This window comes from Halorubrum sp. CBA1125 (genome assembly GCF_009742825.1).
GTDB lineage: Archaea > Halobacteriota > Halobacteria > Halobacteriales > Haloferacaceae > Halorubrum.
Genome location: NZ_WPCE01000274.1, coordinates 1 through 2,788, shown reverse-complemented (window position 1 = coordinate 2,788; position 2,788 = coordinate 1). Strand labels below are relative to the sequence as shown.

The following is a 2,788-nucleotide window of genomic DNA, read 5'->3' as shown; positions in this document are numbered from 1 at the left end:
CGACTGGCGCGGGCTCTTCGCCGTCACCGGCGCGTCGCGCTCGGGTTGGCGGCGGTGTTCCTCGTCTACGTGCCCAGACGCCTCTCGGCCGACGCCGACCGCGGTCCCGAGCGCGACGGCCCCGACCCGGGCGTGCGCGACTACCTCGCGCTGTTCGGCGGGAGGCGGATCGCGGCGTTCGTCCTCGTGACGGTCGCCTTCTCGTTCGCGTACACCGGCGTCGTCGCGTTCCTCCCGCTGTACCTCTCTGCGGTGGGCGGTCTCTCCTCCGCCGCCGCGAACCTGTTGTACTCGGCGCTTTTCGCGGTCACCTTCGTTCAGCTCGTCTCCGGTGATCTCTCCGACCGGATCGGTCGGTTCCCGGTGATGGTCGCCTCGCTCTCGCTCGCGGCCGCGGCTCTGGCCGGTATCGTCGCGCTCAGCGGTGCCGGCGTCCCCGTCCTCGGCGCGCTCGTCGTCGCGGTCGGACTCGGCTCGCACGGGTTCCGACCCGTCCGCGGCGCGTACCTGATCGAAGTGCTGCCCCCCCGGCTCGCCGGGGGTGGGCTCGGGGCCGTCCGCACCCTGCTGATGGGGCGCGGGCGCGCTCGCGCCGGCGATAGTCGGAGCCGTCGCCGACGCGGTCGGGTTCCGTCCGGCGTTCGCCCTGCTCGCCGGCGCGCTGGCGACCGCCGCGGCCGTCGCGGGGTGGCTGTGGGCCACGGAGTGAGCCCCGCCGCGGGGGACGTGACGGGGCTCACGAGGCGGCCGCCGGCGTCCTCCGTGCACGACCGGTGCGTCTATCCGACTGCCGCGTTACCCCCTCGCTATGGTCGCACGCTGGCTGTACGGGTGGGCGCTCGCGTCGGTCGCGCTCGGGGGGACGTCGCTCGTCGTTCCGCTGTACGTCGTCGAACTCGGCGGGGGGCCCTTCGTGCTCGGCGTGCTCGCCGCGGTCGCCGCGGTCGTCGGCGTCCCCGCCGCGCTCGGGGCCGGCCGGATCGCGGACCGGACGGGGAACCGACGCGCGGTCGTGCTCGTCACGCTCGCGCTCGTGGCCGTCTCGGTCGCCGCCATCCCGTTTTTTCGGGCGGGTCGCGCCCGTGATCGCCGCGAACGGGATCGTCTGGTTCGCGTTCGCGGCCGCCACGCCCGTGTTGACGCTGCTGGCGGTCGCGGACGTCGCCGAGAGCGCCTGGAGCGAGCGGATCGCCCTGCTGAACCAGTACCAGGGGGTCGGCTGGGCGGTCGGGCTCCTCGTCGGCGCCGTCTGGACGGTCCTCGGCGGGCGTCTCCTGCCGGCCGACGCGGTGCTCCGGTGGCTGTTCGCCCCCCTCGCCGCCTGTGCGGTCCTCGGCCTCGCGATCGCCGCCCGGACGCTCCCGCCGGACCCGGTCCCGGGCGCCGACCGCCACGTCACCGGATCCCGCCTCCGTCGCGCGATCCGGACGGCGGACCGATTCAGCGTCCGGACCGCGACGTTCCCGTTCACGGTCGGCCGGTCGGACTTCCGCGGGATCCGCCCCCGCCGGCTGGTTGAGCGGTTCACGCTCCCGCTCGCCGTCTACTTCGTGGCCGTCTTCCTCGCGTTCTCCGGGTTCGCGGCGTTCTTCGCCCCGCTCCCGTCGTATCTGACCGACGTCGGGTTCGGCTCCGACGGCGTGTTCGCGCTGTACCTGACGAACAGCGTCGCCGCCGCGGCCTGCTTCGGCGTCGCCGGGCGGCTCTCCGCCGACCGCGACCCCGCGCTCCTCCAGGTCGGCTCGCTGTCGGCGCGGGCGATCGCTCTGCCGTTGGTCGCGCTCGTCGGAGCGACGTGGGGCGCGGCCGCCGTCGGGTTCGGGGTCGCCGCGGCCGTCTTCGCCGCGATCGGCGTGACGTGGGCGGTGATCGCGGTGACCGCCGGCACGCTCGTCACCCGCCTCGCTCCCGACGCGATCCGCGGCGAGGCGCTCGGGATGTACGCCGCGCTCGGCGCGCTCGCGGGCGGCGCCGGAAGCATCGTCGGCGGGTGGCTCGCCGCGGCGAGCTACGCCGTCGCCTTCGGCGTCGCGGGCGGACTCGTCCTCGCCGGCGCGGGATCGTGCTGGTCGTTCGCCGGGCAGTATAAGGAGCGGCCGGCCGAACTCCCGGCAGATGAGCCGGAACGACGAGGTCGCGACCCGGTTGGAGGAGTTCGCCGACCTGCTCGAGGCGACGGGCGTCGAGTACAAGCCGACCGCCTACCGGCGGGCCGCCGAGAACGTCCGCGGGCACCCCGCGCCGATCGAGTCGCTCGCGGCCGACGGCGCCGACGCGGTCGCCGAGATCGACCGCGTCGGCGCCGCCATCGCGTCGAAGATCGTCGAGTACCTCGAGACCGGCTCGATCGAGGAGCTGGAGGACCTCCGCAAGGAGCTGCCCGTCGACATGGCGGCGCTGACCGCGGTGGAGGGGGTCGGTCCGAAGTCCGTCGGGAGCCTCTACGAGGCGCTCGGGATCACGACGCTCGACGAGCTGGAGGCCGCGGCCGAGGCCGGTGAGATACGAGACGTCTCCGGGTTCGGCGCCAAGACGGAGCAGAACATCCTCGACAACATCCCCTTCGCGCGACAGTCCCGCGAACGCACCCGGCTCGGCGACGCTCGACCCCTCGCCGACGCGGCGCTGTCGTACCTCGCCGAGTGCGACGTCGTCGAGTCCGTCGAGGTGTGCGGCTCGATCCGCCGCTGGAAGGAGACGATCGGCGACGTCGACCTCCTCGTCGCCAGCGACGAGCGGGAGCGGGTCGTCGACGCGTTCGTCGACTGGCCCGACGCCGACGCGACGA

2 protein-coding genes and 2 pseudogenes are annotated in these 2,788 nt (G+C 74.5%); all 4 read left to right on the top strand.

Annotation, left to right across the window (positions count from 1 at the left end; translation table 11 throughout):
- Positions 1-709: pseudogene (locus tag GJ633_RS15550) on the top strand (MFS transporter); the annotation flags it as partial.
- A gap of 99 nt (positions 710-808) precedes the next feature.
- Positions 809-1,519 carry an MFS transporter gene (locus tag GJ633_RS18010; protein ID WP_231741389.1) on the top strand — a complete coding sequence of 237 codons (711 nt, stop codon included), beginning with the start codon at positions 809-811 and terminating at the stop codon, positions 1,517-1,519.
- 31 nt (positions 1,520-1,550) lie between these two features.
- Positions 1,551-1,916, top strand: a pseudogene (locus GJ633_RS18005) (MFS transporter); the annotation flags it as partial.
- 199 nt (positions 1,917-2,115) lie between these two features.
- Positions 2,116-2,788 (top strand): helix-hairpin-helix domain-containing protein (locus tag GJ633_RS15540; RefSeq protein WP_231741388.1); only part of this gene is annotated, 673 nt, incomplete at its 3' end.

What these genes read in the sequence shown, in the direction of transcription:
- GJ633_RS18010 (WP_231741389.1), top strand. Translation starts at nt 809, where the DNA reads ATGGTCGCACGCTGGCTGTACGGGTGGGCGCTCGCGTCGGTCGCGCTC.